Here is a 22,704-nt window from a genome sequence, read left to right as displayed (position 1 = left end):
CAACTCGCAGAGTGAAGCTTATCCAATGAGGCCCATCACACGCCTGCTGATCGCCAACCGCGGCGAGATCGCGCGCCGCATCCTGCGCACAGCGCATCGCCTGGGCATGACCACGGTGGCAGTGTATTCCGATGCCGATGCACAGGCCCTGCATGTGCGTGAAGCCGGCAGCGCGGTGGCGCTAGTTGGCAATGCGTCGGTCGATACCTATCTGCGCATCGACAAGTTGCTGGCCGCTGCCAAGGCCAGCGGCGCCGATGCGGTGCATCCGGGCTACGGCTTCCTGAGCGAAAACGCCGACTTTGCGCAGGCGGTGCTGGACGCCGGCCTGGTCTGGGTCGGCCCGCCGCCAGAAGCGATACGCGCGCTCGGCAACAAGGCTGCCGCCAAGCAGCTCGCGCTGGCGAAAAACGTGCCCTGCCTGCCGGGCTACCAGGGCCACGATCAGTCGAATGACCGGCTGGTGGCCGAGGCCGCAAAAGTAGGCTATCCGCTCATGGTCAAGGCCACGGCCGGCGGTGGCGGGCGCGGCATGCGCCGGGTGACGCAGGCCAACGGGCTGCAGGCTGCGCTGGACAGTGCCCGTTCCGAAGCCTTATCGTCTTTCGGCAGCGGCGAGTTGCTGCTGGAACGCGCGCTCTTGAGCCCGCGCCATGTCGAGGTGCAGGTGTTTGCCGATACACAGGGCCATTGCATCCATCTGGGGGAGCGTGATTGCTCGGTTCAGCGGCGCCACCAGAAGCTGATCGAGGAGTCGCCTAGTCCGGCGGTGGATGCGGCTTTGCGCGAGCGCATGGGTGCTTGTGCAGTGGCATTGGCGCAGGCGGCCGGGTATGTGGGTGCGGGTACGGTGGAATTTTTGCTCAATGAGCAGGGCGAGTTCTTTTTGATGGAGATGAACACCCGACTGCAGGTCGAGCATCCGGTGACTGAGGCAGTAACCGGGCTGGATCTGGTCGAGTGGCAACTCCGCATCGCGCAGGGCGAGCCGTTGCCGCTGCGCCAGGACGAAGTGAGGTTCAACGGCCATGTGATCGAGGTGCGCCTCTGCGCCGAGGACGAAGACTTCACGCCGCACACCGGCACGCTGATGCATTTCCGCGAGCCAGCTCTTGGCACCCTCTCCCCCTGGGAGAGGGCTGGGGTGAGGGTTCCGCGTTTTGACCACGCCCTGCAGTCCGGGGGGGAGGTCGCGCCGTACTACGACTCCATGCTCGGCAAACTCATTGTTCACGGCGCCAGCCGCAGCGAAGCGATTGAGAAGATGATTGCCGCGCTGGCTGGCACGCAGGTGCTGGGCGTGCCCACCAACCGCGCTTTTCTTGCAGCCTGTCTGGCGCACCCGGTGTTTAAAGCCGGTCAGGCGCTGATTCCCTTCCTGGCCGAGCACGGTGATGCGATTCGCCAGACCCTGCGGGCGCAGCAGGCGGAGGTTGTGTTGCCTGCCGCGCTTGGCATGCACTTCGGCAGCGGGCTCGGTGCAGCGCGGGCCTTGCCCTGCCCGTTTGCCAAAACCTTGCGCGTGCTGCACGGCGAGCAGGTGCTGGCGATCAACGTGACGGAAATTGGCCAGGGCCTGCTGACGGTTTCATCCAGTTCGCGGCAACACACGGCGAGCTGTGTGCGGGGCGGCAACGGCCAGATGTTTGTCACGGTCGATGGTCTGGGCAGCACCGTACAGGCTTGCCGCGTGGCAGACGGGCGCTGGCATGTGCAGGTCGGCGCCATCGATGTTTGGCTCAGGGACGCGAGTTTCGAGCCGACTGCCGGGCCGACATCGGCCAGCCGCGCGAGCGAGTTGCGGGCGCCGTTCAACGGCAAGCTGCTGGCCGTCAAGGTAGCGGCTGGTGCGAAGGTCCAGCGTGGCGACACCTTGCTGGTGATCGAATCGATGAAGCTGGAACACGCGGTGTGTGCCACGCGTGATGCGGTTGTCGCGGCGGTGGAGGTGGCACCTGGCCAGCAGACCGCGACCGGCCAGGTGCTGCTGAGGTTTGAAGCATGACGCCGCCGCCCTTTGACCTGGAGGCTCTGGCCGGTATCAGTGAATCGGTCCAACGGTTTGCCCAGCGCGAGATTGCGCCGCATGTGAGCCAGTGGGACGATGCCGGCGAGTTTCCGCGCGCGCTGTACCGCCAGGCGGCTGAACTGGGCCTGCTGGCTCTGGGTTATCCCGAGGCGCTGGGCGGCACACCGGCTTCATGGCGCTTGCGCAATGCGATGACGCTGGCGCTGTGCCGTTACGGCGGCAGCGGTGGCGTGCTGGCCAGTCTGTTTTCGCACAACATTGGCCTGCCGCCGGTCTTGCACCACGGGACCGGGGCTTTGCAGCAGGCCGTGATTCCGGCAGTGCTGCGTGGTGAAAAAATCGCTGCGCTGGCGATCACCGAGCCGGGCGGCGGCTCTGACGTAGCGGCCCTGCGCACCACCGCACGGCGCGACGGTGCGGACTATGTGCTGGATGGCGAGAAGGTCTTCATCACCTCGGGCATGCGTGCCGACTACATCACGGTGGCGGTGCGCACCGGTGAAATAGAGCCCCCACGCTTCGCTGCCCCCCAGGGGGGCGTTGGCGCCTTGGGGCGGCCCGGCGGCGCCAAAGGTGCGGGCGGCATTTCCATGATCCTGGTTCCAGGCAACAGCCCCGGTCTGTCCCGCAGTGCGCTTCAAAAAATGGGCTGGTGGTGCTCTGACACCGCGCACCTGCGTTTTGACGGCGTGCGTGTGCCGGCCAGCCACCTGTTGGGCGAGGAGGGCGGCGGCTTCAAGATCATCATGGGCAACTTCAACGGCGAGCGCCTGGCGATGTCGGCTGGGGCGCTGGGATTTGCCCAGGCCTGTTATGACGAGGCGCTGGACTGGGCGCGCCAGCGCAAAACCTTTGGCAGCCTGCTGACCGACAAGCAGGTGATCCGGCACAAGCTGGTGGACATGCAGATGCGCATCGCTTCTACCCAGGCCTGGGTGGAGGCGCTGGCGGACCGGGCTGACGCCGGTGACCAGGGCGCTGAGTGGGTGGCACAGGTCTGCATGCTCAAGAACCACGCGACGCAAACCATGCAGTTCTGTGCCGACCAGGCGGTGCAAATCTTGGGCGGCATGGGTTTTATGCGCGGCACCAAAAGCGAGCGCATTTACCGCGAAGTCAAGGTCATGATGATTGGCGGCGGCGCCGAAGAGATCATGAAAGACTTGGCTGCACGACAATTGGGACTATGACGCCAACACCACCGCTCCCTGCCGCAGCACCCACAGAATTCGAGCCCGAATTTATTGCCGGGCTAAAAACGTTGTTTGAAGAAAAAATCGTGTTCAACCGCGTGCTGGGCCTGAAAATCACCTTGCTGTTGCCGGCGCGTGTCGCGGGGCGCATCACAATGACCGACCAACTGGTAGGCCACTACGCACAAAACCGCATCCACGGCGGCGTCATCAGCGCCGGCCTGGACGCCATGGGTGGTCTGGCCGTGATGGCCGCCATAGGTGCACGCCACATGGACGAGTCGCCGCTGCAACGCCTGCAGCGTTTCAGCAAGCTCGGCACCATCGATCTGCGTGTGGACTACTTGCGTCCGGGCATTGGCGAATACTTCGAGCTGCGCGCCGAGGTCATGCGCCTGGGTTCGCGTGTGGCCAGTACGCGCATGGAGTTTTTGGGTGCCGACGGCAAGCTGCTGTCCACCGGGGCGGGCGCTTACATCGTGTCATGAAAAAAGCCACCCGAAGGTGGCTTTTTGATCCCTTGCAAGCCGACTACTTGATGTAGTCGGAAACCGCTTTCCATTTTCCATCGGTGATTTGTGACAGACGAGAAGCATCGCTGCCCAGGCGTTTGGTTGGCGAAAATGTAGACGGTGCGCTGCCAAACATGTCGGGTGGAATGGTCATCGTGTCCATGACCTTGATGAAACTGTCGGTCGTCAGGTTAGGTCCGGCTTTTTGCGCCGCTTTGGCAAACACGTCGATGATGGTGTAGCCATAGACCGAGAAAACGGTGGGGTCTTCATTGAACTTGGTCTTGTACTTGTTGGCCCAGAAGCGGATCGGCTGCGAGGCTTCGTCAAGATACGGGTTTTGCACGGTCATGGTGGCGTACAGCCCGTTCATGGCCGCGCCGCCCAGTTTGTGGATCAGGTCGGTGTAGGCGGCACTGGAGCCGAGAAACACCGGGTTGAACCCCGTCTTGCGCGACTCGCCAATGGCGCCAATGGTTTCACGGATGATGGTGCCAAGCACCACCATGTCGCAGCCTGCGGCCTTCATCTTCGCAACCTGCGACGAAAAATCGGTCGCGCCGCGCTTGTACGATGTTTTTTCTGCAAACTCCATGCCCATGGTTTTCAGGCCGGCTTCTCCGCCGCGCATCACTTCCAGCCCGAACTCGTCGTCCTGGTACATGGTGCAGACCTTCTTGATGCTTTTTTCTTTGACCATTTTTGGTACGGCATGGCGCATCTGGTCGAAGTAGGTGGCGGCGAAAGAATACTTCAGCTTGTGGAAGGGGTCGTACATCTCGCGCGCGGCGGTGATCGGGAAGAAGTTGATGACGTTTTTGTCAAACTGCACCGGCATCGCGGCCAGGTTTTGCGCCGTGCCAATGTGGCCGACCATCATGAAAATTTTGTCCTGGTTGACCAGCTTCTGCGCCGCCAGAACGGCTTTTTTCGGGTCATAAGCCGAGTCTTCCACAATGATTTTCAGCTTGCGGCCATTGATGCCGCCTTGTTCATTGATCTCATCGACGCGCAGCAGCATGCCCAGCCGTGACTGCTTGCCAAAACCTGCGATAGGCCCCGACAAATCCTGGATTGAGCCCAGGGTGATTTCGGTTTTGCTGACGCCTTGTTGGGCCATGGAATAGCCGGCAGCGAGTGCCAGTGCTGCCAGTGCCAGTGTGGATTTGAACTTCATCGAAAGTCTCCTGTAAATGAGAGGGCCGTTGTTAGCGCGAATCGGTGCGACGCATGCTGCATTTTTGACCCCAACCGGTGAAAGTCAAGCTGGCATAACTACGCAAGGGAAACTACTTAACGGTCGATATACTTGTCCGCTTCGACCGCCATCTCAAAGGAACCAGCATGAGTCGGCTCGTGGACATACAGGCCAAGGATGGAATCTGGACGGTTCGGCTGAACCGCCCCGAGGTGCGTAACGCCTTTTCCATCGAACTGATGCGCGGCATGACGCAGACGGCCGAGCGGCTGCGCGACGAAGCCGGGGTGCGCGCGGTGATCCTCACCGCTGCGGGCGAACACTTTTCCGCCGGCATGGACCTCAAGGATCTGAAGCGCTGGGATACCGACAAGCAGAGTCTGGGTGATCGGCGCGTGCTGGCATCCACCGGCGAGCGCATGTGCCAGGCCTGGGAAAACATCCCTGCGCTGACCATTTGCGCCATTGAAGGCCATTGCATCGGCGGCGGTGCCGCGCTCGCGGTGGCGACCGATTTACGCATCATCGGCGCATCGGCGTGGTTCTGGCTGCCTGAAATCGCCATCGGCATTCCGCTCGGCTGGGGCGCGCTGCCGCGCCTGGTGCGGCTGCTGGGTCCGGCCAAGGCGAAGCGTTTCATCATCCTGTGCGACCGCTTCGCTGGCCGGGAGGCGGTCGATTTCGGCCTGGCCGAGTACCTGGTCGCGGATGGCCAGGCGTACGCCGAGGCTTTGATGCTGGCGGCGCGTATCGCCGCTCTGCCGGAGATACCGGTGAAAATGAGCAAGGAGGCGGTCAACGCCACCGCCAATGCGCTCAACCACCTCGCCTCCTACATGGTGAGCGACCAGGTGGCGCTGGCGGTCGCAAGCGAGGAAGCGGTCGCGGCGCGTGCCAGGTTCGCCGCGAGAAAAAAGGGCGGGCGATGAAGCCGGGCGACATCGGCGCCTGACGAACCGGGGAAGATTTACAGGTACATCGCTTCGATCTGCTCGCCGTATTTCTTCTCGACCAGCTTGCGCTTGAGCTTCATCGTCGGTGTGAGTTCTTCGTCTTCCGCACTCAACTGTGTTTCGAGCAGGAAAAATTTCTTGATCTGCTCAACCCGCGCAAATTTCTTGTTGACCCGGTCCAGCTCGGCCTGGATCAATTCCTGCACCTCGGCCGAGCGTGTCAGGCTCAGGTAGTTGCTGAAGGGCACGTCATGGTCCTGCGCATATTTTTCGACGTTTTCCTGGTCAATCATCACGATGGCCGTCAGATAGGGGCGTTTGTCGCCAATCACGACGGCGTCGGTGATGTAGGGTGAAAATTTCAGCTCGTTTTCCAGCTCGCTGGGCGTGATGTTTTTTCCGCCGGCCGTGATGATGATGTCCTTCATGCGGTCGGTGATGCGGAAGAAGCCTTCATCATCCATGAGTCCGACGTCACCCGTGTGCAGCCAGCCGTCGGCATCTATCGTCTCGGCGGTTTTCTCGGGCATGTTCAGGTAGCCCATGAAAACATTGGTGCCGCGCACCATGATTTCCCCCGTCGTTGGGTCGAGTTTGACCTCGTTGTAACCGGCCGCCGGTCCGATGGAGCCGGGTTTGATGCGGCTGGCCGGAACGCCCGTCGCTGCGCCGCAGGTTTCCGTCATGCCCCACACCTCCAGCATCGGCACGCCCAGCGCCATGTACCACTTGACGAGTTCTGGCGAAATCGGTGCGGCGCCGGTGACGCAAAAGCGCGCACGGTGAATACCGATCAGCTTGCGCGCATTGTCCAGCGCGATCCAGCGCGCAATCGTGAACTTGAGTTTTAGCCAGCCGCTCACAGCCTCGCCCGCCATGACCTTGTCGGCGATTTCGGTACCCACACCTATGCCCCAGGCATACGCGCCCTGCTGCAGTCGGCTCGCTTCCTTGAGTGAAATCATCACACCGGAATAAAATTTTTCCCAGACGCGGGGCACAGCCGTGAACACGGTGGGCGCGATCTCGCGCACATTTTCCGGGATGGTCTCGGGATTTTCAACAAAGTTGAGCTTGGCGCCGGTGTACATCGCAAAGTATTCGCCGCCCATGCGCTCGGCAATGTGGCACAGCGGCAGAAAACACATGCGCTCGTCGTTCTCGTCCTGCGCCACCAGCGTGTTGTAGCCGCGCGCGGTGAACACCAGGCCCTTGTGGTTGTGCATGGCGCCCTTGGGCTTGCCGGTGGTGCCCGAGGTGTAGACCAGAATGGCCAGGTCTTCGGGCCTGCAGGCATTGACGCGCTTTTCAACGGCATCGGGATGCAGCGCCAGGTAGTTGCGGCCGAGTTCGCGCAACCCGGCCAGGCTGATGACATCGGCCTCATTCAGATCGCGCAGGCCTTCCATGTCAAACACAACAATTTTGCGCAGGCTGGCCAACTGGCTGCGCACTTCGAGGGCTTTGTCGAGCTGCTCGTCGTCTTCCACAAACAGGATGCGGGTAGCAGAGTCTTCACACAGGTAATGCACTTGCGACGCCGCATCGGTGGGGTAAATGCCGTTGGACACGCCGCCGCAGCTAAGCACGGCCAGATCAGCCAGCACCCATTCGATCAGCGTGTTGGACAGGATTGAGGCACATTCGCCCCGCGCAAAACCCAGGCTCATCAGGCCACCGGCGATTTCGCGTACTGCTTCGCCGGTCTGGTTCCAGCTCCAACTGCGCCAGATGCCGAGCTTTTTTTGCCGCATCCAGACCTTGTCCTGGCGCTGCCTGACCCCGTTCCAGAACAGGGCCGGAATGGTCTCGCCTTCAAGCACCACGCGGGTCTCGGGCTGGATGTGGGAAAGATCCCAAAGATTGCTCATTCAAAACTCCGGTGCCGGGTGAACCCAACTGACTCAATGCGGGGATGCTGCGGAACCGGCTTTGCCGGGCCGCTGGCGTCGTCCCCCAGTGGGGGGAGGAGGCCGAAGGCCGCTTGGGGGGGCGTCCTGCTCACCGCCATGTCTTTTTCTTCTTCCAGCGCCGCTCGCTGCGCACGCCGTCTTCCTTCATGCCCAGATAGAACTCCTTGATGTCTTCCTTTTCCCGCAGGCGGGCACAGGTGTCTTCCATCACGATGCGGCCATTTTCCAGCACGTAGCCGTAGTCGGAGGCGTTCAGCGCCATGTTGGCGTTTTGCTCGACCAGCAAAATGGTGGTGCCGCGCTCGCGGTTGATGCGCACCACAATCTCGAAGATTTCTTTCGTCAGCTTGGGGCTCAGGCCCAGGCTGGGCTCGTCGAGCAGGATCAGGTCGGGCGCAGCCATCAGCGCGCGCGAAATAGACAACATCTGCTGCTGGCCGCCCGACAGCAGGCCGGCGTCCTGCGAAGTCCGTTCGCGCAGGATCGGGAAGTAGCCGAACACAGTTTCCATGTCGCGCGCCACGCCGTCGCGGTCCTTGCGGGTGTAGGCGCCCATCAACAGGTTGTCGCGCACACTGAGCAGCGCAAACATCTCGCGGCCTTCCGGCACATGGCTCAGGCCCTGCTGCACGATGTAGGCCGGGTCCTGCGCGGTAATGTTGCCGCCCTTGAATTCGATAGTCCCCTTGCGCGGGTCGATGATGCCGGAGATGGTTTTTAAAATGGTCGTTTTGCCCGCGCCGTTGGAGCCCAGCACGGTGGCAATCTCGCCACGGCGCACCTGCAGGCTGACGCCACGTATTGCTTTGATCGGGCCGTACGAGCTTTCGACATTGAGCAGCTTGAGGACAGGCTGGTCGCTGATGGGTGGCGGCACAGCGCTCATGGGCGGGCCTCCTGGTTCAACTCGACCGGCTTGTGCTGCCGGCGCAGCGAAGAAACATCGTCAATCGAGCCCAGGTAGGCCTCGATCACGCCGGGGTCGTTTTGTACCTCGCGCGGTGTGCCCATGGCCAGCACCTCGCCTTGGTTCATGGCCAGTACGCGGTCGGAAACTTTGGAGACCAGTGTCATGTCATGCTCGACCATCAGCACCGTGATGCCCAGCTCGTTTTTGATGTCCTGTATCCAGAAGGCCATGTCATCGGTTTCCTCCACATTCAGGCCCGAGGATGGTTCGTCCAGCAGCAGCAGTTTGGGCTCGGTGCACAGGGCCCGTGCCAGTTCCACCACCTTGCGCACGCCGTAGGGCAGGCCGGCAACAAAGGAGTCGCGGTGGTGCTGCAGGTCCAGGAAGTCGATGACCTGTTCTGCTTTTTCACGGGCCTGAATTTCGGCTTCACGGGTTTTTTTCGTGAAGAACAGTTCACTCCACAGGCCGGTTTGCCGGTGGGTGTGCCGACCGATTAGCAGGTTGTGCAGTACCGTGGCATGTTCAAACAGCTCAATGTTCTGGAAGGTGCGGGCAATGCCCAGCGCCGCGATCTTGTGCGGCGGCTGGTCGGTCAGCTTCGCGCCCATGTAGACAATCTCGCCGGTGGTCGGTGTGTAGATTCGGCTGATCAGGTTGAACACCGTGGTTTTACCCGCGCCGTTGGGGCCGATCAAAGTGAATACTTCACCCTGCTTGACATCGAAACTGACATTGTTGACAGCCAGCACGCCGCCAAAGCGAACGCTGAGATTTTTCGCGGAGAGAAGAATTTCAGTCATTTCAGACGATCTGATTTCTGGAAGGATTTTTGACGCTTGAACATGCCTTTGCGGTAGAACGGAAAGGTCTGCAGGTAGGTACGAATCTTGAACCAGCGGCCATACAGGCCGAGCGGCTCAAACAGCACAAAAGCGATCAGCACCATGCCGTACACCACGCCCTGTAGGCCCGGCGCCTGACCGATGGCGGCAGGCAGATAGTCCTTGACCAGTGCAATCGCCTGCGGCATCGATATCAGGAAGATGGCACCCAGAAAAGCGCCGTGCACAGAGCCGAGACCACCCACCACAATCATCAGCAGCAAATCAATAGACTGCAGAATATTGAATTGCTCGGGCGAGATAAATTGCAGCTTGTGTGCGTACAACGCGCCGGCAACACCGGCCAGCGCTGCCGACAGCGCAAACGACAGCGTCTTGTAGCGCGCCAGATGGATGCCCATGCTTTGCGCCGAGATTTCCGAGTCGCGGATGGCGACAAAGGCACGGCCGGTCGGGGAACGGAGCAGGTTGAGAATGGCCAATGTCGAGACGATGGCGATCACCAGACAGAGAAAGTAAAAAGCTTCCCCGCTGTCCAGCTTCCAGCCAAACATCTCGGGCGCCTTGATATGGATGCCGGCATTGCCGCCGGTCACGCTCTCCCATCGTGCAAACACTTCTTCGACGATGAAGCCGAAGGCCAAGGTGGCTATGCCCAGGTAAATGCCTTTGACGCGCAGGGCCGGCAGCCCGACGACCAGACCCACCGCAGCGGACAGGCCCGCGGCGCAGGCCAGTGCAATCGGGAAGGGCAGCCCGGCGTTGGTCAGAACCGCCTGCGTGTATGCGCCAACGCCGAGAAAGGCTGCATGGCCCAGCGAAAACAGCCCGGTGAACCCGGCCAGCAGCATCAGGCCCAGGCCGGCGATGCTGTAGATCAAAATAAACGTCAGCTGCGCCAGCCAGTACTCGGCAAACAGCCACGGTGCGGCGGCCAGCAGCAGCAGCAGGGCGCCGTACCAGAATAGCTGGCCACCGTGCTTGACCAGCTTGATGTCCTGGCCGTAGTCGGTCTTGAAAATAAAACGCATGGGGGCTTAGACTTTCTTACGGAGTTTGTCGCCAAACAGGCCGTTGGGTTTGACCATCAGCATGATCAGCACCACCACATAGGCAGCGATGTCCTTGATGCCGTCGGGCGCGTAAAAACCGGCCAGCGATTCGACGATGCCGATGATCAGGCCGCCGACAATCGCGCCGGGCAGGCTGCCAAAGCCGCCGACCACCGCCGCCGGAAAAGCCTTCAGGCCGATGAAACCCATGTTGGCGTGCACGAAAGTGATGGGTGCCAGCAGCAGGCCGGCAATCGCCGCCACCGCAGCGGCCAGACCCCAGACCAGGCCGTTGAGTCGCTTGACGGGAATGCCCATGTAGTACGCGGCTAGCTGGTTCTGTGAAGCGGCCTGCATCGCGACGCCCAGCTTGCTGTACCGGAACAGCGCAAACAGCAGCAGGCATAAAACGGCGGTGGTGCCGATGACGGCCATCTGCTCGACATTGAGGATCAATGCGCCTTGCGCGTTTGCATCCCCACCGACTTTCCAGATCATGTCCTTGTAGGGCACGGGCAAGGTGTGGGTTTCGGTGCCGATGCCGGGAATCATGGTGATCAGGCCGCGCGCCGTGTAGCCGACACCGATGGTCAGCATCACAATTGAAAACGCCGGTTGACCGAGGATGGGGCGTATCACCAGCCGCTCCAGCAACACGCCGAACAGCGCCATGCCGGTGATGGCGCTGATGACCGCCAGCCAGAACGGAAAACCGAGCAGGGTCATGCAGGCCAGTCCGCCAAACGCGCCCAGCATCATCAGCTCGCCTTGCGCGAAGCTCACCGTTTCGGTGGCCTTGTAGATGAGAACGAAACCCAGGGCGATGAGCCCGTAAATACAGCCTTGCGCGATGCCGCTGATGATCAATTGCAATAACTGCACTTTTGCTCCACAATTAATTTTTACCAAGCAAGTGCTTGGTAAAAATAATTTACCACCCAGAAAGCGGGAAGAACCGATTTTTAGTCCGGTCTATCCCTGACAGGACGGATCATGAGCTGCATTCAATGAAAAAATCAATCCGGGTTGGTGCCGGGTTGGGTTTCTACGGAGACGCCTGGGAACCGGTGCTGGCGAGCATCGAACGCGGTGGTGTGCAGTACATCGCCAGCGACCATCTGGCCGAGCTGACGCTGGCCATCCTGCAGAAAGATTTACAGCGCGACGCTTCGCTGGGCTACGCCAGGGATGTGGTGCCCATGCTCATGCGCTTGTGGCCTGCGATGGCGCAGCGAAAAGTGCGCTTCATCTGCAACGCCGGAGGGCTCAATCCGGCCGCCGCAGCCGCCGCTGTTCGCGATGCTTTTGCGGCAAAAGGATGGGCTGCGCACGTCGCCGTTGTGACAGGCGATGAGGTCATGGAGCAGCTGTCCGGCCTAGCACCGGCACACATGGTTAATGGCGCGTCTTTCGATTCGGTGCGTGAGCGCATGGTGTTTGCAAATGCCTATCTGGGTGCGAGGCCGATCATTTCCGCGCTACAGCAGGGCGCAGATATCGTGATCACGGGGCGTGTGGCCGACGCCGCCCTTTTTCTGGCGCCGCTGGTGCATGAGTTCAACTGGAACCTGGGCGATGAGAACCCCGCGACAGCGTCCGACCTGAACCGCCTGGCCCAGGGTCTGGCGGTCGGGCACCTGCTCGAATGTTCAGGCCAGGGCAGCGGCGGCAACTTCGGCAGCCTGCAGGCCTGGAAGGCCATTCCCGATCTGGCCCACATTGGTTACCCGATTGCCGAAGTCAGCGAAGACGGCAGCGCAGTCATCATGAAAGCCCCGGGCACGGGCGGGCGCATCAACTTTGACACCGTGCGCCAGCAGCTTTTGTACGAGGTGCACAACCCGAACGAGTATTTTTCACCCGATGTGGTGCTGGATATGTCCACCATCCACCTTGAGGACTTGGGCCAGGACCGGGTGCGCATGACGGGCGCCACCGGCCACCCGCGCACCGGCCAGCTCAAGGTGGTGGGCGGCTACCGCGATGGTTTCAAGGCCGAGGTGACCTGGGGCTTTAGCTGGCCCGATGCTTATGACAAGGCGCTGGCGGCGGTGGACATGGTGAAGACGCAACTGGCCGACAAGCGCGTGCCGCACGAAGCTTTGTTCGTTGAGTTTCCGGGCCTCAATTCGGCGCATGGCGCGCTGGCGCCCCTGCCGGAGCCGCAGGCGCTGGCCGAGCTCAACGAGGTCTGGGTGCGCATGGTGCTGCGTACCCGCGAAAAAGCGGCCGCCGACGGCTTCGGCCGCCTGTTCCCGTGGATGGGGCTGAGCGGGCCGGCCTACACCTGCGGCTTTCACGGCCTGCACAACACCAGCGAATTGCTGGGCATCTGGCCGGCGCTCATTGATCGCGCCCTGGTCGAGCCGCACACCCGGGTGGAGCTGCTGCAAACATGACCCTGGCCACACAAAAAATCCGGCTGGCCCAACTGGCCCATGCGCGCAGCGGTGACAAGGCCGACTGGGTGGACTTTGGCCTGTTCGCCTGGAACGAAGCGGGTTATGCCGTGCTGGCGCGCGAGGTCACGGCGCAGCGGGTGCAGGCCCACTTTGCGCCCTGGCTGCCGGGCCAGGTCGAGTGCTGGACCCTGCCGAATATTCTGGCGCTCAAGCTGGTGCTGCACGACGCGCTACAGGGCGGTGGTGCGCGCAACCTGCGCCTGGACAACCTCGGCAAGTCCATGGCGGCGGCCTTGCTGCGTATGGAAATTGATGTCAACGCGGACGAGCTGGCGGTGTGCCTGGCCACACCGCGCGTCGGCTGGTGGGGAGATCCGGCATGACGGTCAGAGTGGACAAAGACGGCGGCGTGACGGTCATCACCCTGGCCCGCCCCGACGTGCGCAATGCGGTGGACAGCGAACATGCGCGCGCGCTGTACGACGCTTTTCTGGCCTTTGATGCTGATGCCAGCGCGCGGGTGGCGGTGTTTCATGGCGCGCATGGCCATTTTTGTGCAGGCTGGGACTTGCAGTTCGGCGCGAAGATGCTGAGCGAACCGCCAGCCGATGGCAAGGGCCTGTGGTCCGACCTGGAATTTCAGGCAGGAGATGACAAGCCATTGGGCCCGATGGGGCCGTCGCGCCTGCTGTTGTCCAAACCGGTGATTGCCGCCGTCAGCGGCGCCGCGGTTGCCGGCGGCATGGAGCTGGCGCTGTGGTGCGATATGCGGGTGATGGAGGAAGACGCCTATTTCGGTGTTTACTGCCGCCGCTTTGGCGTTCCGCTGATCGACGGCGGGACAGTGCGCCTGCCGCGCCTGATCGGCATGGGCCACGCGATGGATTTGATCCTGACCGGCCGCAAGGTGGAGGCGGCCGAAGCCTTGCAAATGGGTTTGTGCAACCGGGTCGTGCCGAGCGGCCAGGCGCTGGCAGCCGCACTTGAATTGGCACAGCAGCTGTGCTGCTTCCCGCAAAAAACCATGCTGGCCGACCGCCTGAGCGCCTACACCCAATGGGACATGGATTTGCCGCACGCGCTGCACCAGGAATGGGAGCGCGGCAAGGGCTGCATTGTCGAGGGTCTGCAGGGCGCTATGCGTTTTGCGGCAGGGCACGGCCGGCATGGCGAGTTTAATGATTAAAAGTGCCTCTAGCCCTTATGGAATATGCGAAAGCAGCTTCTTTTTTAATAGCAAATCTAAAGCAACTTTTCCGCTATAGCTGCACGCCCGGTTCCAACCCAAGACTACGCCACTGACTTGTAAGGCTCCCAAATGGCGTGCTTGTTCATCGTTCCCCGCTCCAAGCCTTCAATCGCTTTTGAATCTCGGCTTTTGGCAGCCTGCAGCGAGACCCTTGCGAAATCTTTGTCAGCCCCTCGTGTAGGGCCGGGTAGGTGCCTGTTCCACTTTCAGCCAGCCCATCCAGTAGCCACAGCAAGCCATATATCTCCACGCCGTAATCTTTGGCGGCAATTCGCAGTGGGCCGTCGCCCGTGAGCAGCACATGGTCTGGTCGACGCGCGCATGAGAGCGCAAAACAATCTGGCAGGCTCAAGGGCTTGCGTTCGTTTTTGACGAGCTGCGCAAAGCTCATCTCGTCAGGTTGCAGGGTCACTATTTGCAGCCCCAGTGCCCGATAGTAGGCACCGTTGTAGGGCTCCAATTCCTTCTCGTAAAGCAAATCAGGCACCACCAGGGGTATCCCCGTGGCAAAGGCCATCGGGAGCAAGTCTCCCCGCTCAAGATCAATCAATACTGAAGTGTCCGAGACGAGGAGAATCACGTTCTCAAGCCCCTGCTGGCGACAGACGTGCATCCAGTTCCCGGACGCTGATTTGAAGAAGCTCGCCTGCCTTAGGCCCTGACATGGCTTCTTCCATCACCGCGCGCAGGCACAGGCGCTCCATACGCGTGGGAGTTTCGGCTGCGAATGGGTTGGGCTCTATTGCCGATTTGCCTACCCATTTCATTCGCACCATGGTTCCCCACAAGCTGTTGAACACGGCTTGACTAATGATGCCCAGTTGCTTGCATCGCACTGCCAGCATCGATACGCTGACCCTGAAGAAAGCCTTCAGCTCCAGCAGTTCGCCCAGCGACAATGCCGTGCGTACCTTGCCCAACCGCTTGAAAAGCATCTCGCTCGTGACCAAAAAAGCACCGGCAAAACGGTCAGCCGCTTTTTCACCTTCTTTTTCTTCCCACTCGCCCCTGAGCTGCAGGACCAGGTGCGCCAACTCGTGCGCCAGCGTGAAGCGTTGCCGCTCGCCGTTGTGGTTTTTGTTGACCACAATGACCGCTACAGGGTGCTGCCCATCGCGGCTGGCAAATGCCTTGGACCCTGACACCGCCTGCGGCAAGTCAAGCGCGATCACTTTCACACCGTTGTCTTCGAGCAGTTCGGCCATGGCAGGTATCGGGTCAATGCCAATCTTCCACAAGCGGCGCAAGGCATCTGCGGCAGCCTCTGCGTCCTCAGGCGAACTGATGGCAAACGCCTTGCCCATGGGTGCAATCCAATCCAGCATCGCGTCCGGCAGTAGTTCTTCAACCTCCAGGTAGCGCTCAAGGTGGTCAATGACAACGGCTTCCACCGCTTTTTCTTCTTTGGCGCCGGCGGCGGGTTCTTTACGAAAATCCACACCCGACAGTGCAATGTCACGGTTGCTGAGCAGGTATTCAGGCGAGACTTTCAAGGCCCGCGCCAGCGCCAGCAACACGTCTGAGCCCGGCATCATCTGGTCGTTCTCGTACTTTCCAATGGCCTGCGCAGACACCTTGCCCTTGATGGCATCTTCCATCGCACGCAGTGATAAACCGGCCGCTTCGCGCGCCAGTCTTAGGCGGTTTCCAATCATGGTGCTTCTCCGGGGGATTTAACTGACTGTTTACAAATTGACATTTTATACTTTGTTTTGTAAACTTCAATCTTCGTAATTCCCCTTTATCAGAGGAGTATTTTCATGAGCAATCCAAAAGATGTTCACATTGTTCGCCACGGCGATGATTGGGCGGCACGCCGCCCTAACACGGACCGGGTGTCCAAAGTGTTCGACACCCAAAAGCAGGCTATCGACTACGGCCGTCAGATCGCCCAGCGCGACCACAGCGAGTTGCTGGTCCACAACCGCGAGAACCAGATTCGCCACCGCGACAGCTTCGGCAACGACCCCTGCCCGCCCAAAGACAAAGAATAGCGCTGGGCGGCACCAAGACTGAAAAATATGGACTAAATATGCCTCTAGCCCACGTCTAATATGCATTGTTAGCTATACAAATAGTAGCGATTGACGTGTCACGGTTCATTGCGGTGCCGTTCTGGGTTGTGCGGTGCTGCGCCGCTTACTGCGCGGCAGCTCAGCGGCGCAGCGTCCACGCAAATTAATTTTCAGTCCGTGCCTGTTGCCCCCAAGCTTCGCATTGTGCGAGGCTTGCTATCCTCGTTCCCATGAAAGTGTCTGAACTCGCAGAGCGCACAAAAGTGTCGGCCCACCGGCTGCGCCGCTACGAGGCCATGGGGCTGATCGTTGCGCAACGCAACGCCAGTGGTTACCGCGAATTTACAGATCGCACCGTGCGCGAAGTGATCTTTATCTCCATGAGCCGCGAACTTGGGTTCTCTTTGAAGTACCTGAGTGAGTACGTGCCCTTGTACCGCGCGGGCACGCTCACATTCGACCAGATGGTGGACAACATGCGGCACCGTATTGCCGAAGTGGATGTGCAAATCGCTGCGCACCAGGCGTTGCGCAAAAAACTGGTGTCACACATCGCCTGGCTGAAAAAGCGCAAGCGCGAATTTGCCAAGCGCGCTCTGGACAAGTCGTCGTCTCCCTGGTCTAGAAATAGAGAATCAAAATCATGAACTCACCCACCCCGCTGTTTGAAGCAACAAGGACCGCCGTGATGACCATGCCGATGGCGCAGACGCTCAAGATTGAGTTTCGCCGCATCGAGCCCGGTTTTGTCGAACTTGAAATACCGGTGCAAGAGACGTTTTGCTTTCGTCCGGGTCAACTGCAAGCCACGCCAGTGTTCGCTGCCGCTGACTTCGCGGCGGTTGTTGCTGCGGGCACCCTGTTGCCACCGGGTTTCATCAACGCCACCATCGACGCTACTCTAAAAATCGTCGCGCCCGCGCGCGGCAGCCACCTGATAGCGCGAGGCCGGGTGGTCAGCGCATCGCGCCTGCTGACGGTGTGCGCCGCCGACGTGTTTGCCGTGGACAACGGCAACGAGACCCTGTGCGCCACGCTGTTGGGAACCGCCCGCAACATTGACATGAGGATCAAGCCATGATGCCCACCGGTTACCAGCCGCACACCCGGCGCAGCCCGTTGACGGACCCGTGGGAGCCGCTGCTGTCGCGGCAAACCGCCGACGCCCTGTATCTGGCTCTGGAAATCCGCGAAGCGCACTGCAACGCACGCGGCTTTGCGCACGGCGGTCTGATTTCCGCATTGGCCGACAACGCGATGGGCCACTCCGCCGTGCAGCAGGCGCGTCGCCGCGCAGGCGCTGAAAAGGCCAGTGCCGTCACCGTGTCGCTGTCGCTGGACTTCATTGACACCGCGCAGGTCGGCGACTGCGTTGAATTTCAGCCCACGGTGTTGAAGGTAGGCCGCACGCTGGCATTTGTAGACTGCCGAGTGGTGTGCGGCGAACGCTTGATTGCCAGGGGCAGTGCGAGTTTTCGGATGGTCTAGTAGCTAAATCTGCCTCTATTCCTTGTCGTATATGCATATGTAGCTACTAAATAAATTGCGTCAAGCAATTCCTGAACGATTTTCTTTAAACAGCAGATTTAGCTCCTTGCCCGAAGCCGCGTCAGCAAACCCGTCAAACTTGCCGTGCTCTGCCAGCATCTGGGCCGAGCGCATGAAGCCGCCCCACGCAGCGCGGGCCATGGCACCTCCCACGCTGATGCGCCGCACGCCCAGTGCGGCAATGTCGGCCACCGTCAGCGGGCTGGCGGAGCCGACCAGCAGGTTGAAGGGTTTGGGTGCGACCGCTTGCACCAGGGCGCTGATCTGCTCGCGCGTGGACACGCCGGGCGCATACAGGCAGTCGGCTCCCGCGTTGGCGTAGGCTTGCAGGCGCGCGATGGTTTCCGCCATGTCCGGTCGGCCCACCAAAAAGCATTCGGCGCGACCGACCAGCAGCACATCGCCACCGGATTTGTCGATGGCTTGGCGCGCGGTGCGCATTCGCTCAACGCCTTCGTCCATCGTGAACAGCGGGCGCGCCGCATCGCCAGTGGAGTCTTCAATGGATAGGCCCGCAACGCCAGTTTCCGCCGCCAGCCGTACGCTTTCAGCCACGCCTGCGGCATCGCTGGCAAAGCCGCTCTCAAAATCAGCGTTGATTGGCACGTCCACCGCTTGCACCATTTCATGGAGGTGCGCCAGCGCCATGTCGCGCGTGATCGCGTTGTCAGCGCGGGCACGCGACCAGGCAAAGCCCGAGCTGGTGGTGGCCAGCGCCTTGAAACCGAGGCTCTGTAGGTAGCGCGCGCTGCCCACGTCCCAAGGGTTGGGGAGGACGAAGCACCCGGTTTGGTGCAGCGCACGGAGGACAATCCGTTTGTCGGCGATGCTGACGGCGGTTGTGCTGGATTGTTCCATGGCAGCAGGGTTTGATTTCATAAAAAAATAACTACATAAGGCTGTAGCCTGCGGTGGATATGAATAGTCAGCTATTATTAATGTAGCAATCAAGAGTCGGCTGACTTCGGCACTTCGCGCGGCTGGCCGGCATCGTCAATCGCCACATAGGTCACGCTGGCCTCGGTCACCTTGATGTAGCGACCCTGTGAGAGAAAACGCTCGGCATAGACCTCGACCTTGACGGTCATCGACGTGCGGCCAATCCGTGTCAGTTCTGAATAAAAAGACAGGATGTCGCCGACCCGCACCGGCTGCTTGAAGATGAACTCGTTGACGGCCACGGTGGCCATGCGGCCGGCCGCGTAACGCGCCGGAATCACCGAGCCGGCCAGGTCCACCTGGGCCATGACCCAGCCGCCAAAAATGTCGCCGTTCGCGTTGCAGTCTGCAGGCATGGGAATCACTTTGAGCACCAGTTCCTTGTCCAGGGGCAGCTTGACGCTCAAAGAGTCATGGGGAAGGCCGGTTTCGGTGGACATAGGCACAATCAGGTGAAGAAATCAATAAACTGGACAATTGTCTCCGATGCGCTCATTCGCCCCTGTCACGACATCCCCGCCCGCTCCGGGCTCCACCCCCGACCCTGCCTTCGACCGCTCTGACTGGGCCACCCTGCAGCGTCTGTTTCCCTATCTGTGGGACTACAAATGGCGGGTGCTGGCCGCGCTGGCTTTCATGGTGGGCGCCAAGGTCGCCAACGTCGGCGTGCCGCTGCTGCTGAAAAACCTGGTCGACGCAATGAGCTTCAAACCTGGCGATGTGCAGGCCGTGTTGATCGTGCCGGCCGCGCTGCTCGTCGGCTATGGGCTGCTTCGGCTATCAACTTCGCTGTTCACTGAGTTGCGCGAGCTGGTGTTTGCCAAAGCCACCGAAGGCGCGGCGCGCCGCATCTCGCTGGAGGTGTTCCGGCACCTGCATGCGCTGAGCCTGCGTTTCCACCTGGAGCGCCAGACCGGCGGCATGACGCGCGACATCGAGCGCGGCACGCGCGGCGTGCATTCGTTAATCTCCTACTCGCTCTACAGCATCATCCCGACGCTGATCGAGGTGACGCTGGTGTTGACTTTGCTGGCGGTCAAGTTTGATGTCTGGTTTGCCGGCATCACCATCATCGCGCTGGTGTTCTACATCACCTTCACGGTGACGGTGACCGAGTGGCGCACCAAGTTTCGCAAGGAAATGAACGAACTGGATTCGTCGGCCCACAGCCGCGCCATCGACTCGCTGCTCAATTACGAAACCGTCAAATATTTCAACAACGAAGAGTTTGAAGCAAAGCGTTATGACGAAAACCTGATTCGTTACCGCCGCGCCGCCGTCAAAAGCCAGACCACACTGAGCCTGCTCAACACCGGCCAGCAACTGATCATTGCCGCCGGCCTGGTGGCCATGCTCTGGCGTGCGACGCAAGGTGTGGTCGATGGCCGCATGACGCTGGGCGACCTGGTCATGGTCAACGCTTTCATGATCCAGCTCTACATTCCGCTGGGTTTTCTTGGCGTGTTGTACCGCGAGATCAAGCAAAGCCTGACCGATCTGGCCAAGATGTTCAACCTGATGGAAAAAGAGCGCGAGGTGGCCGACCAGCCCGGCGCAAAGCCCTTGGTCTTCCATCCCATGGCTTCGCTCCCTCTCCCCCTGGGAGAGGGCAGGGGTGAGGGCGCCCCCGCATTCTCCCCAGTCTTCAACTCCACCGTCAAATTTGAAAACGTCAGCTTCGCCTACGACCCCGCTCGCCCCATTCTGAAAGACGTGAGTTTTGTCATTCCTTCGGGCAAGACGGTGGCCGTGGTCGGTTCATCGGGTGCTGGAAAATCAACCCTGGCGCGGCTGCTGTTTCGCTTCTACGACGTTCAGCGGGGCAGCATCACAGTGGGCGGCCAGGACATCAAGGCCGTGACCCAGGCCAGCGTGCGCCAGGCCATCGGTATCGTGCCGCAAGACACCGTGCTGTTCAACGACACGGTGGAATACAACATTGCCTATGGCCAGCCCGGCGCCAGCCGTGCCGAAGTGGAAGAGGCCGCCCGCGCCGCACGCATCCACGACTTCATCAGCTCCACCCCGGCCGGTTACGCCACCATGGTCGGCGAGCGCGGCCTCAAGCTGTCGGGTGGCGAGAAGCAGCGTGTGGCGATTGCCCGCACCCTGCTGAAAAATCCGCCCATCATGATTTTTGACGAGGCCACCTCGGCGCTAGATTCGGCCAACGAACGTGCGATCCAGGCCGAGCTGCGCAGCATCGCCGAAAACAAGACCACCCTGGTGATCGCGCACCGGCTGTCCACCGTGGTCGATGCGCACGAAATCCTGGTGATGGAAGCCGGGCAGATCATCGAGCGCGGCACCCATGCCGAACTCTTGGGCCTGGGCCAGCGTTATGCGGCGATGTGGGCGTTACAGCAGAGTTCCGAGTAGTTAACCTAGAAACCGCAGTTGACCGCTCACTTGCGCTTGCAAGGCCGCATGGACACTGACTTCTGTACTCACGAACGCTCTCACCTTTTGGGTGACAACGCTACGTACCCGATTGAGCCGCCCTGGCGCGCTCTGGCGGCGTTGCTCCTCCTTGCGGGCAGTAGCCCGCAGCGTCGTCGCGCCTTGCCAGAACACGCCATGACGGCCCACTCGGGCACGTCCAACTGCAGTTTCTAGGTTCAAGCTATATTGGCCTTCAACCCACATCTGGCGGGGCGTAAGCAGCTACCTGTATGTTTGGCGCACATCATATATTAATGCATTATAAGGAATAAAATACGTATAATGCATGAATGATTCACCGCGATTTACATCCCACTTTGCTTGAAGCTCTGGCCGACAGCCCGGCTGTGGCCTTGCTCGGGCCACGTCAGGCGGGCAAGACAACGTTAGCCAGGCAAATCGGTGACCAACGCATCGTTGATCAACTGGCAGGCAGCATTTATCTGGATTTGGAAAGTCCACAGGATCGGCAAAAGCTGTTCGATGCGGAAGCCTACTTGCGCGCGCATGAAAACAAGCTGGTGATTTTGGATGAGGTGCAGCACATGCCTGAACTGTTTCAGGCGCTGCGCAGCCTGATTGACCAAGGGCGGCGCAAGGGCTTGCTGGTCGGGCGGTTTTTGCTGCTGGGCTCGGCTTCTGGTGAGCTGCTCAGGCAATCGGGTGAGAGTTTGGCGGGGCGTATTGCTTATCTGGAATTGCCGCCTCTTCAACCGCTTGAATTGAAGGCTGGCGAGCAAGATCAGCTCTGGCTGCGTGGCGGTTTTCCAAGCAGCTTTTTGGCCAGTTCGCAGCCCAAAAGCATGAGCTGGCGGCAGAACCTGATCAACACCTATTTGCAGCGCGACATTCCTGCTTATGGCACCCGCATCCCGGCAGAAACGCTGCGCCGCTTGTGGACGATGCTGGCGCACCACCAAGGCGGTTTGCTGGATGTGTCAACGCTGGGCAGAAATTTGATGCTGGATGCGAAGACGGTGCATCGTTATCTGGACTTGTTTGTTGACCTGATGCTGCTGCGCCGCTTGAGTCCTTGGCATAGCAATGTGGGGAAGCGGATGGTGAAGTCGCCCAAGTTGTATATCCGCGATTCCGGGCTGGTGCATGCGCTGCTGGGCATTGTGTCGGCGGATGATCTGTTGGCGCATCCGGTGGTGGGTAGCAGTTGGGTGGGCTTTGTGGTGGAGGCGCTGCTCAATGCCGCGCCTGTCAACACCAGCGCAGGGTTTTATCGCACAAGCAATGGCGCAGAAATTGACTTGGTGTTGAACCTTCCCGGCCACGGCATTTGGGCAATTGAGATCAAGCGCGGCATGGGCAGTCCACCCAGGCGCGGGTTTTACAGCGCTTGCGAAGATATTCAGCCTTCGCGGCGTTTTGTGGTGTACCCGGCTGGTGAGGCATATCCACTTGGCGAGGGTGTAGAGGCGGCAGGCGTACGCGCCTTGGTTGAGCTGCTGCGCAAGTGTCGCTTGCGGTAGGCACGGCTCAGCTTGCTGTTTTA

The 22,704-nt window shown here is 60.6% G+C and carries 23 protein-coding genes; 13 read left to right on the top strand and 10 right to left on the bottom strand.

What is annotated here, in order from left to right; translation table 11 throughout:
• The first annotated feature begins 34 nt into the window (after positions 1–34).
• From Q8O29_RS03190 to Q8O29_RS03180, 3 genes are read left to right on the top strand one after another with little or no spacing between them, the layout of a single operon-like run.
• The gene (locus tag Q8O29_RS03190; RefSeq protein ID WP_305560622.1) at positions 35–2,005 is read left to right on the top strand and encodes a biotin carboxylase N-terminal domain-containing protein; all 1,971 of its coding nucleotides are present in this window, start codon (positions 35–37) and stop codon (positions 2,003–2,005) included.
• Entirely contained in the window at positions 2,002–3,219 is a 1,218-nt protein-coding gene (locus tag Q8O29_RS03185) for an acyl-CoA dehydrogenase family protein (RefSeq protein WP_305560609.1), read from the top strand. The genes Q8O29_RS03190 and Q8O29_RS03185 overlap by 4 nt, the downstream gene beginning before the upstream one ends.
• The gene (locus tag Q8O29_RS03180) at positions 3,216–3,710 is read left to right on the top strand and encodes a thioesterase family protein (RefSeq protein ID WP_305560608.1); all 495 of its coding nucleotides are present in this window, start codon (positions 3,216–3,218) and stop codon (positions 3,708–3,710) included. Before Q8O29_RS03185 ends, Q8O29_RS03180 begins: the two co-directional genes overlap by 4 nt.
• A 43-nt stretch (positions 3,711–3,753) precedes the next feature.
• Here Q8O29_RS03180 and Q8O29_RS03175 read toward each other — a convergent pair whose 3' ends face one another.
• Positions 3,754–4,911, bottom strand: coding sequence for an ABC transporter substrate-binding protein (locus tag Q8O29_RS03175; protein ID WP_305560607.1), 1,158 nt, complete (start codon positions 4,909–4,911; stop codon positions 3,754–3,756).
• Between the two features lie 167 nt (positions 4,912–5,078).
• Here Q8O29_RS03175 and Q8O29_RS03170 point away from each other — a divergent pair, with 167 nt between their 5' ends.
• Positions 5,079–5,861, top strand: coding sequence for an enoyl-CoA hydratase/isomerase family protein (locus Q8O29_RS03170; protein WP_305560606.1), 783 nt, complete (start codon positions 5,079–5,081; stop codon positions 5,859–5,861).
• 38 nt (positions 5,862–5,899) lie between these two features.
• Here Q8O29_RS03170 and Q8O29_RS03165 read toward each other — a convergent pair whose 3' ends face one another.
• The 5 genes from Q8O29_RS03165 to Q8O29_RS03145 form a co-directional block, all read right to left on the bottom strand.
• Positions 5,900–7,756 carry a long-chain fatty acid--CoA ligase gene (locus Q8O29_RS03165; RefSeq protein ID WP_305560605.1) on the bottom strand — a complete coding sequence of 619 codons (1,857 nt, stop codon included), beginning with the start codon at positions 7,754–7,756 and terminating at the stop codon, positions 5,900–5,902.
• Between the two features lie 130 nt (positions 7,757–7,886).
• Entirely contained in the window at positions 7,887–8,684 is a 798-nt protein-coding gene (locus Q8O29_RS03160; RefSeq protein ID WP_305560604.1) for an ABC transporter ATP-binding protein, read from the bottom strand.
• Positions 8,681–9,511: an ABC transporter ATP-binding protein gene (locus Q8O29_RS03155; RefSeq protein WP_305560603.1), complete on the bottom strand. Its 831-nt coding sequence runs from the start codon at positions 9,509–9,511 to the stop codon at positions 8,681–8,683. Before Q8O29_RS03155 ends, Q8O29_RS03160 begins: the two co-directional genes overlap by 4 nt.
• Complete coding sequence (locus Q8O29_RS03150; protein WP_305560602.1) at positions 9,508–10,584, bottom strand: branched-chain amino acid ABC transporter permease; 1,077 nt, start codon at positions 10,582–10,584, stop codon at positions 9,508–9,510. The genes Q8O29_RS03155 and Q8O29_RS03150 overlap by 4 nt, the downstream gene beginning before the upstream one ends.
• 6 nt (positions 10,585–10,590) lie before the next feature.
• Positions 10,591–11,487 (bottom strand): branched-chain amino acid ABC transporter permease, encoded by an 897-nt coding sequence (locus tag Q8O29_RS03145; protein ID WP_305560601.1) that lies wholly within the window; start codon positions 11,485–11,487, stop codon positions 10,591–10,593.
• A gap of 125 nt (positions 11,488–11,612) precedes the next feature.
• On the opposite strand from Q8O29_RS03145, the gene Q8O29_RS03140 reads away from it, so the two are divergent.
• From Q8O29_RS03140 to Q8O29_RS03130, 3 genes are read left to right on the top strand one after another with little or no spacing between them, the layout of a single operon-like run.
• Positions 11,613–13,004 (top strand): acyclic terpene utilization AtuA family protein, encoded by a 1,392-nt coding sequence (locus Q8O29_RS03140; protein WP_305560600.1) that lies wholly within the window; start codon positions 11,613–11,615, stop codon positions 13,002–13,004.
• Complete coding sequence (locus Q8O29_RS03135) at positions 13,001–13,390, top strand: hypothetical protein (protein ID WP_305560599.1); 390 nt, start codon at positions 13,001–13,003, stop codon at positions 13,388–13,390. The genes Q8O29_RS03140 and Q8O29_RS03135 overlap by 4 nt, the downstream gene beginning before the upstream one ends.
• Positions 13,387–14,193, top strand: a complete 807-nt coding sequence (locus Q8O29_RS03130; RefSeq protein WP_305560598.1) for a crotonase/enoyl-CoA hydratase family protein — start codon at positions 13,387–13,389, stop codon at positions 14,191–14,193. The genes Q8O29_RS03135 and Q8O29_RS03130 overlap by 4 nt, the downstream gene beginning before the upstream one ends.
• A gap of 145 nt (positions 14,194–14,338) precedes the next feature.
• On the opposite strand, the gene Q8O29_RS03125 is transcribed toward Q8O29_RS03130, so the two are convergent.
• Together Q8O29_RS03125 and Q8O29_RS03120 are read right to left on the bottom strand one after the other, a co-directional pair.
• The gene (locus Q8O29_RS03125) at positions 14,339–14,836 is read right to left on the bottom strand and encodes a hypothetical protein (RefSeq protein WP_305560597.1); all 498 of its coding nucleotides are present in this window, start codon (positions 14,834–14,836) and stop codon (positions 14,339–14,341) included.
• A 4-nt stretch (positions 14,837–14,840) separates the two neighbouring features.
• Positions 14,841–15,911, bottom strand: coding sequence for an XRE family transcriptional regulator (locus Q8O29_RS03120; protein WP_305560596.1), 1,071 nt, complete (start codon positions 15,909–15,911; stop codon positions 14,841–14,843).
• A 105-nt stretch (positions 15,912–16,016) separates the two neighbouring features.
• Here Q8O29_RS03120 and Q8O29_RS03115 point away from each other — a divergent pair, with 105 nt between their 5' ends.
• The 4 genes from Q8O29_RS03115 (at position 16,017) to Q8O29_RS03100 (ending at position 17,759) form a co-directional block, all read left to right on the top strand.
• Positions 16,017–16,250, top strand: a complete 234-nt coding sequence (locus Q8O29_RS03115) for a DUF2188 domain-containing protein (protein ID WP_305560595.1) — start codon at positions 16,017–16,019, stop codon at positions 16,248–16,250.
• Positions 16,251–16,501: 251 nt separating this feature from the next.
• Positions 16,502–16,918: a MerR family transcriptional regulator gene (locus Q8O29_RS03110; RefSeq protein WP_305560594.1), complete on the top strand. Its 417-nt coding sequence runs from the start codon at positions 16,502–16,504 to the stop codon at positions 16,916–16,918.
• A complete protein-coding gene (locus Q8O29_RS03105; protein ID WP_305560593.1) occupies positions 16,915–17,352 on the top strand; it encodes a PaaI family thioesterase in 438 nt (145 codons plus the stop codon). The genes Q8O29_RS03110 and Q8O29_RS03105 overlap by 4 nt, the downstream gene beginning before the upstream one ends.
• Positions 17,349–17,759: a PaaI family thioesterase gene (locus tag Q8O29_RS03100; RefSeq protein WP_305560592.1), complete on the top strand. Its 411-nt coding sequence runs from the start codon at positions 17,349–17,351 to the stop codon at positions 17,757–17,759. Before Q8O29_RS03105 ends, Q8O29_RS03100 begins: the two co-directional genes overlap by 4 nt.
• Before the next feature lie 60 nt (positions 17,760–17,819).
• Here Q8O29_RS03100 and Q8O29_RS03095 read toward each other — a convergent pair whose 3' ends face one another.
• Positions 17,820–18,677 carry an oxaloacetate decarboxylase gene (locus tag Q8O29_RS03095; protein ID WP_305560591.1) on the bottom strand — a complete coding sequence of 286 codons (858 nt, stop codon included), beginning with the start codon at positions 18,675–18,677 and terminating at the stop codon, positions 17,820–17,822.
• Positions 18,678–18,766: 89 nt separating this feature from the next.
• Positions 18,767–19,198 (bottom strand): acyl-CoA thioesterase, encoded by a 432-nt coding sequence (locus Q8O29_RS03090; protein ID WP_305560590.1) that lies wholly within the window; start codon positions 19,196–19,198, stop codon positions 18,767–18,769.
• A gap of 46 nt (positions 19,199–19,244) precedes the next feature.
• Here Q8O29_RS03090 and Q8O29_RS03085 point away from each other — a divergent pair, with 46 nt between their 5' ends.
• On the top strand, positions 19,245–21,137 hold the full coding sequence (locus Q8O29_RS03085) for an ABC transporter ATP-binding protein/permease (protein WP_305560589.1): 1,893 nt from the start codon (positions 19,245–19,247) through the stop codon (positions 21,135–21,137).
• A 353-nt stretch (positions 21,138–21,490) separates the two neighbouring features.
• Positions 21,491–22,681, top strand: coding sequence for an ATP-binding protein (locus Q8O29_RS03080; protein ID WP_305560588.1), 1,191 nt, complete (start codon positions 21,491–21,493; stop codon positions 22,679–22,681).
• Positions 22,682–22,704 lie beyond the last annotated feature (23 nt).

The sequence above is a fragment of the Polaromonas sp. genome, from assembly GCF_030689685.1.
GTDB lineage: Bacteria > Pseudomonadota > Gammaproteobacteria > Burkholderiales > Burkholderiaceae_C > Polaromonas.
This window is presented reverse-complemented; position numbering and strand designations above follow the sequence as displayed.